Source organism: Sphingobium phenoxybenzoativorans, assembly GCF_001757355.1.
Lineage (GTDB): Bacteria > Pseudomonadota > Alphaproteobacteria > Sphingomonadales > Sphingomonadaceae > Sphingobium > Sphingobium phenoxybenzoativorans.
The window spans coordinates 45,225-51,915 of record NZ_MINO01000025.1 but is presented as its reverse complement, the minus strand read 5'-3'; the positions used below and the strand labels follow the sequence as shown (position 1 = coordinate 51,915).

Annotated in this window: 8 protein-coding genes; 4 read left to right on the top strand and 4 right to left on the bottom strand. The window is 50.7% G+C overall.

The genetic code is table 11. The features are described 5' to 3' along the window. From BHQ40_RS26515 to BHQ40_RS13230, 3 genes are all read right to left on the bottom strand, one after another. The coding region (locus tag BHQ40_RS26515) for a hypothetical protein (RefSeq protein WP_216094885.1) at window positions 1-534 on the bottom strand (534 nt) is incomplete at its 3' end. A gap of 125 nt (window positions 535-659) precedes the next feature. Beyond that, a complete protein-coding gene (locus BHQ40_RS13235) occupies window positions 660-1,553 on the bottom strand; it encodes a glycosyltransferase family 2 protein (RefSeq protein ID WP_070156341.1) in 894 nt (297 codons plus the stop codon). Then, window positions 1,553-2,554, bottom strand: a complete 1,002-nt coding sequence (locus BHQ40_RS13230) for a glycosyltransferase family 2 protein (protein ID WP_139139303.1) — start codon at window positions 2,552-2,554, stop codon at window positions 1,553-1,555. Before BHQ40_RS13230 ends, BHQ40_RS13235 begins: the two co-directional genes overlap by 1 nt. Window positions 2,555-3,002: 448 nt before the next feature. Here BHQ40_RS13230 and BHQ40_RS13225 point away from each other — a divergent pair, with 448 nt between their 5' ends. The 3 genes from BHQ40_RS13225 to BHQ40_RS13215 all read left to right on the top strand — a co-directional run bounded on the left by BHQ40_RS13225 (window position 3,003) and on the right by BHQ40_RS13215 (window position 5,506). Then, entirely contained in the window at window positions 3,003-3,560 is a 558-nt protein-coding gene (locus tag BHQ40_RS13225) for a PEPxxWA-CTERM sorting domain-containing protein (RefSeq protein WP_070156339.1), read from the top strand. A gap of 352 nt (window positions 3,561-3,912) precedes the next feature. Then, window positions 3,913-4,797, top strand: coding sequence for an exosortase (xrt, locus tag BHQ40_RS13220; protein WP_083276913.1), 885 nt, complete (start codon window positions 3,913-3,915; stop codon window positions 4,795-4,797). Continuing rightward, on the top strand, window positions 4,790-5,506 hold the full coding sequence (locus BHQ40_RS13215; RefSeq protein ID WP_083276912.1) for an exosortase C-terminal domain/associated protein EpsI: 717 nt from the start codon (window positions 4,790-4,792) through the stop codon (window positions 5,504-5,506). The genes xrt and BHQ40_RS13215 overlap by 8 nt, the downstream gene beginning before the upstream one ends. Window positions 5,507-5,515: 9 nt before the next feature. Here BHQ40_RS13215 and BHQ40_RS26945 read toward each other — a convergent pair whose 3' ends face one another. Then, entirely contained in the window at window positions 5,516-5,761 is a 246-nt protein-coding gene (locus tag BHQ40_RS26945) for an XrtV sorting system accessory protein (protein ID WP_083276911.1), read from the bottom strand. 37 nt (window positions 5,762-5,798) lie between these two features. Here BHQ40_RS26945 and BHQ40_RS13210 point away from each other — a divergent pair, with 37 nt between their 5' ends. After that, window positions 5,799-6,689, top strand: coding sequence for an EpsD family peptidyl-prolyl cis-trans isomerase (locus BHQ40_RS13210; RefSeq protein WP_083276910.1), 891 nt, complete (start codon window positions 5,799-5,801; stop codon window positions 6,687-6,689). Window positions 6,690-6,691 lie beyond the last annotated feature (2 nt).

The following is a 6,691-nucleotide window of genomic DNA, read 5'->3' as shown; positions in this document are numbered from 1 at the left end:
ATCAACATTCCATGATTTTCGAGGAAATCGCCTGCCAGTGTCACTGAGTGAGAGCATCATTGGTCCAACGTTGATGCGCTGGTCAAAGGTCATATTAAGGCGGCAGAGTATCTTCGTCTTCAGTCTATTAACACGGCTGCTGAGTAAAAAAGGTGGCGCCTTCTGTCCGTGATTTGCCAGCCATTCCAGGATTGCGCTCTTCCGCCATGGCGTCAGGAGTCCGGCAAATGAGACGGCAATGGGTCGTTTATCCGGCCATCTTGACCGGCAGTAAGTGATTGTCGATCGCGGCATCACCAGCGGTTTGGCGATACCGCAGACCCCAGTGATCGGGCCGGCATGATCTACGAGAATGCTTTCCAGAACAGGTGCGCCTGATCCGATAGCGATCGGCATGTCGAATATCTCAACAAGACGCCTGAACCTAACTTCGTCCTTTTGGTCGACTTGCAAGGTAAAGCCGGCTTCTGTGATGGCATGCAACAGCCTTAAAGTCTGGATAAGGCTGGTATTCGCGCGCGTCCGAAATTCCACACCAATCCACTTTTACTAAAAAGCCCTGGATTGGACCGTTTGTTCCCTTTGTTCTCTTTTCCAATGGACAAAGTTGCAGTCGCCATCAGAGGACCCCTGACAGACTCCGCGCAATCGAAGCGTTATTATTTGACGATTTTGGACCGCTTACTCAGCCTGTGCCATATTTCGGCGACCATGATGCATGGTGCTTGGAGAAAAAGCTGGAAACCTTGCCGGAAATGAGTTCGGAAATGCGGATTCTTTCGGATGTCTCCTACCCAAATTCCGATATAGGCGCGTCGTAGGTTTGAAATCCCCCTGTTGAACTCAGTCTCAAGGTCGGCCTTCAACGCCTCCTGCTTGTGAAGCTCGAGCGCGATCTGAGACCAGTGCAGCATCGTTACTGGATTGCGCGACATATTTTCATCATGCTGCCAATATTGTGCGAGAACTTGACTGGTAGATATGACCGGATATTTTTGTGTTAGCCTGAGATATAGTTCATAATCCTCGCAGGCTTTCATATCGTGTCTGAACCCGCCGGCTTCCTCCAGGCGATCCCTTCGATACATGACCGTTCCGTGCATACCGATAGGATTTTCAAGCAGAAAACTGGAAAAGACTGATCCGGATAGTGCCCTGAAACGGACAGGTACTTTCGGCTTTCCCTCATATGCCAGCACATAGGCCCCATAGCTGAACGCTGCATCAGGGCAGGATTTCAGCATTTCGCTGGATATCTCCAGGGTCTTGGATTCGAGCTGATCGTCTGCGTCCAGAAAAAGAAGTAGCGGTGACGATGTTTCCTGCATCCCCCTATTGCGTGCGGCCGGCAGGCCCTGATTATGCTGACGAATTATCCGCGCTTGCGGGTATTTCGCGACGACGGCGGCGGGGTCGTCATTCGATCCATCGTCGATAATGAGCAGCTCTGAGGCTGGAACAGATTGCGCAAGCACACTTTCTATCGCGGCAGACAGAAAGTGTGCATGATTATATGCAGTTATAACGACCGCTATAGATGCTTCCATTGTCATCAATGATCGATCCGCCCGATCGCAAAATACTCTCTCCTCCCATCGATGGACCGTCTCAGGCGACCAACAAGTCCCAATGTCAGCTGGGCTATGCTGATGAGGGCTCCAATAGGGTCGTGCCGCACCATCTCAAGCAAGACAAATCTGAAATCTTTCCAGTTTCGCAGGCGAAATGAACGGCCAAGCATAAACCGGAGTACGCGGCTCCGACCTCGATGAAATGTCCGAGCCAGTTCCGGGTGCCGTTCGGCAAATTTGGGTACACAAAGATCACGGGAACGCAGCGCCTTGCGCAGATCGCTGGACATGTTTGCCGGGCTTTCACGATATCCGACGAGCGTTTGTGGGACGAGCGCAAAATGGGAGCGCTCCGCAATAGTGAAATAAAGCGTATAGTCCTCGCAGCCTTCAGCCCCCATCTCCCGCAGTCCGCGATCATACCCTCCCGCAGAGGAGACGGCCTCTCTCCTCATCATCGCTGAGCTGCCATTTCCGACGATGTTGTAGAGGGCCATAACTGGAAGGACATTACCATCTGCCATGCAGCGTTTCTCGAGAAGGATATGGTCGGCTTGATCAATCATCGCGTACCAGCAATATGCGGCGGCTGTTCCAGGGCCTGCTCGCAGAAGTGCCGCCAATTGTAGGGACGTTTTCTCTGGCGCCCAGAGATCGTCAGCATCGATAGGAGCGATGAATTTCCCGGACGCAGCCGCGATCCCAGCGTTGCGGGCAGCTGCCACCCCGGCGTTCTTCTGGTGGAGGAGTGTGATACGCTGATCTTGGGACGCGTGGCGACGGACTATATCCGGCCCGCCGTCGGTCGAGCCGTCATCAACGACGATAATTTCCAATGCTGCATGAGTTTGCGTCCTTACGCTAATTAGCGTGCGATCAATGGTAGCTGCTGCATTGAAGAGCGGAATAATGACGGAAACAAGATCGCTTGAATCCAGATATTCAGTCATCGAATGAATTTTCTCCCCCTGTGTGCCGAACATGCACGAAACCTTCAAATGCGCAAGCGGAGCGGGCGGTGTTTATTTCGAAATTGGAACAATAGCTCGGGAATATAGAGAGCGCGCATTTCCCACTGTTGGTTGGCGGATTTCGTAGATCGGCAATTCGCTGGCCGGTGTTTGTGGCAGTCGAGTGACCTAGAGCCGAATCGCCGTTGATGCGGCGCAACTAAGCTTCGAAGCGTCCTTTGTGGCACTGTTACGTTAGCGCACTGAAAACAGTAGCCAAAATATCGCAAATCTGATCAAATGTGTCTCGCTTGAGACCAGTCGCTCTTTCGCAAATGCAAAATAACTTTTCATTCTTGTCTCATTATGAGACAAACTCGAGCAAATAATCGGTGCGACAGAGCGCCACTTTTCCGTTAACAGGCGGTTAATTATAGCGGGGCGCATTTAACGTCGGACAAGGTTCGAGGAAGGAACTGATATGAAATTAAAGAGCAAGCTTTTGGCTCTTGGCAGCGCCCTTGCCATGGCGGCAGTTTCCACGGCGGCAGATGCCGCTGTGCTCCTCCAGGGCACTGGCCTTTGGGGTGGTAGCACGGCGACGACTGCCTACAGCAAGGCTAACACATCGTTCCAGTTCTCTTTTAGCCTGCCGAATCCACTTGATAGCAACCCGACATCAAGCTTCACGAATTTCAAATATTCCTTGGATGACGTCAGCGTAGCAGGCACGCCTGACTCCATAACCTTCTACACGGTATCCAATCTTGGTCTTTTTGACCTGGCCTTCGGCAGCACAATTCTGTCGTTCTACGGTGATGATATCGGCAGCACCGGCTTCCTGGATTTTCCAAAGGCCTACAACTTTACGTCGGCTGTGAACGGTAATAATAGTGCTGGCGGGCTCGGGTTCCTGACTGTCACCTCGGCAGTGCCGGAGCCGGCAACCTGGGCGATGATGGTGCTTGGTTTTGGTGCCATGGGTATGGCAATGCGCCGCCGTCGCCGGGTCAAGACGACGGTTTCGTACGCGCAATAATCCTGCTTGATGCTGTAGGACGCGAGTGATTGCGCGCCTGTGGTCCGGGTATAACGTAAATGGGAAAGGCGCTTCACCTTCAGGGGTGGAGCGCCTTTCCGTTTCAGCTGAAGAAGTGCTGACAGGTCTGCGCCAGCTCTTTGTGTCGCAGGTGCGGACGGCCCTGGGCCCGCGTTCTGCGCAAGTGGTCGCTAGTGAGGGTGGGAAAAACCTAGGCTAAATTGCCATTAACGGCTATCCGGCTGGTAACCTCCGGGCTTGATCCAGTCACTGTCGGAAGTGGGACGATCTTAATGCCTCCGACGATGATCGATGAGGGTGTCTTGGCTGCGGGTGTGGAATTCTCTGTAACATGTCACAATATTCAACGCAGATGCCGGCAATAACACGCCCATTATTTTATACATTCCTTCTTGTCGGAGCTTTTAGCTTCTTCTGGGCTCCTGTAATTTTGGGCTTGGCAAAGCATGAATGGTCTACAGATCAGGGTGCGCACGGTCCGCTGATACTTGCGACGGGGTTATGGCTAATAACCAGAGAGATTCTCAACAATAGGGAGCTTTTAAAGGATGGAAACTTTTTCAGGGCATATCCATCTATAATTATCTCCATACTAATATATTTGCTCGGAAGCAGGTCTGGGATTAGCTGGATACAAGCATTGGGCGCGTTGATATGCACCATATCAATGATTTACATTTATATTGGGAACAGGTTGTTTATAAAATTATGGTTTCCGATTTTATATTTATTCTTTATTATTCCTCCGCCAATTTCGATGACTGGGCCATTCATCAGGATGCTCAAGCTGAAGATATCTGAGGCTGCTGTTGATATCTTGTCTCCATTAGGATTTGATGTGGCCAATAGCGGATCGTCTATCTTCATAGATCAATATGAAGTCACTGTTGCAGCAGCTTGCGCAGGATTGAATTCACTTGTTAGTCTTATGGCAATAGGGTTGTTATATATTTATTTATTTAGAAGATTTGACTGGATATATTCATTAATACTTATGATGTTTATATTTCCTATTGCCGTACTGGCGAATTTCATTCGCGTAATGATGCTCCTTTTAGCTACGCATTATTCTGGAGAGGCTTTTGCACAAGGCGCGTTTCATGAGGCCGCGGGCTTGACGATGTTCATGGTCACTCTGGCCGGGTTGATCCTTTTCGATCATCTGTTTGCACCAATCTACCAGCGGTTCGTGCATAGGCAGGCTAAGCATGGATAGTGCTGCGCAGCCGCTTCCTACTGCTTTGGGAAGGATAGGTCGCCGAGAATTGCTACTGGCCGGCCTTTTGGGCTTTGCGGGAGCGGCGCATTACGGGGTTCGGCTGACATCCAAACGTCCTGGGATAAGTCAGGATGCCTTTCGCAGCGTGACGCCGCCGCTGGTGGGCAATTTCCGTTTTACAGGTGAGGATGGCGTTGTCTTGCCGGTCGAGGATGATCTAACGAAGATACTGTACAGCAACACGCGCTTTGGCACTTATTCGAACGGCATCGACCCGTTTATCATGCTCCTCGTGGCTTATGACAGGGCCCAGGAATATGATGTGCAAATTCACCGACCCGAGACTTGTTATCCTGCGGCCGGTTTTCATATCGACTATCGAACGCATGTCAGGACAGACGATATTTTGGGTCGGCCAAGTGAGGCCATTTTTCTCACAGCTTCCCGGAGCGACAGGGTTGAGCAAATCTTGTATTGGACCCGGATTGGTCATCAGTTTCCCGCAGACTACGCCGCGCAGCGTATAGCTATTCTCAAGAGTAACTTTTCGGGCGTAGTGCCTGACGCAGTGCTCATTCGGATATCGATGATATCAGCAGATCGAGCGAAAGCCTTTCAGACGCTGGGCGGTTTCATGAAAGACATGGTTAGCGGAATTGCAGGCACTGCGCGGCAAGTTTATCTCGGGGACAGCGCACTCAAGTGATTGCGCGGATCATGTGAGTCCACGGAATGGCTTGAGGACTTTGAAGATGTACGCAATTGACAGAAGAATGATAGCAATTGCGATAAGATTATCTCCGGCATTGCCAAAATAATTGGCCAATGCACAGCCGACGCAGGGAGGAAGGTAATATTCCACACGGTCATCTTCGACTTTCTGCCCTATGGACCGCTCAAGGAATAATACGATGATTCCACAGAATATGGCCATCGTGACCCAGTCATATACGGTTTGCAATTAAATCAACCTTGTTTCTGTCCCATTGTTAGGGAATATGGCAATCATTTGGAAAGGATACAGTGTGAGCAGGCGTCATCAATCGAACAGATTTATGGCTTTGGCAATATGCTCTGCGATGGCCCTGGTCGGACTGACCGGATGCGAAGAGAAATCGGAAACCACCGGACAGGTGGTTGCCAGCATTGATGGGGAAGATATTACCCAGCGCGACATCCGATCAGAACTATTGGCCGAAAATGTTCAGGCTGCGCCGCAGACGCAGGCGCAGCGTTCCGAGGTTTTGGAGAGGATTATTAGTCGGAAATTGCTGGCAATCGAGGCAAAAAAGGCCCGGCTGGACAAATCGCCGGATTACCTGGCTGCTGTTCAGCGTATGCGGGAAGTAATTTTGGCTTCCATGCTTGTTAACGAGCGGATGCAGCAGTTTCCTACGCCGTCGTCGGCGGAGGTTCAGCAATTTATAAACGACAATCCTCAGAAATTTAGCGGACGTAAGATCTATGACCTTGATCAGATTAGCACATCTGTCGCATCATTGGATAAGAATGAGCTGCAAAAGCTGAACAGCAATGAAGAAGTAGTCCGCTACCTCACCACGAAAAAGCATCCCTTCCAACGTCGCCGGAGTAAGCTTGATGCCGTTTCGCTGCCAAAAGAGATGGTCAATCAGATTGATAAGCTGCCGGACGGCATGCCTTTCATCATCGCCAATGGTCAGCAGCTGCTGATCAATAGCAAGGTGAATGTTATCAACGCGCCGATTGGGCCAAAGGAACAACAAAATGCTGCGATGGAGATTCTGAAGAAGCAGAATGTTGAAAAAGCGCTTGAGGAGCAGGTGAATTATCGACGTAAGGCGGTGAAAATCGAGTATAAGCCGGGCTATGCCCCGGTCGAGAGCGGTGCCTCTGCCGACAAGAAATAGTT

Bases quoted from the DNA above. Each gene is read 5' to 3' on its own strand.
- BHQ40_RS13230 (WP_139139303.1), bottom strand. From the start codon at position 2,554: ATGTTCGGCACACAGGGGGAGAAAATTCATTCGATGACTGAATATCTG.
- BHQ40_RS13215 (WP_083276912.1), top strand. From the start codon at position 4,790: ATGGATAGTGCTGCGCAGCCGCTTCCTACTGCTTTGGGAAGGATAGGT.
- BHQ40_RS13225 (WP_070156339.1), top strand. From the start codon at position 3,003: ATGAAATTAAAGAGCAAGCTTTTGGCTCTTGGCAGCGCCCTTGCCATG.
- BHQ40_RS13210 (WP_083276910.1), top strand. From the start codon at position 5,799: ATGGCAATCATTTGGAAAGGATACAGTGTGAGCAGGCGTCATCAATCG.
- BHQ40_RS13235 (WP_070156341.1), bottom strand. From the start codon at position 1,553: ATGACAATGGAAGCATCTATAGCGGTCGTTATAACTGCATATAATCAT.
- xrt (WP_083276913.1), top strand. From the start codon at position 3,913: ATGTCACAATATTCAACGCAGATGCCGGCAATAACACGCCCATTATTT.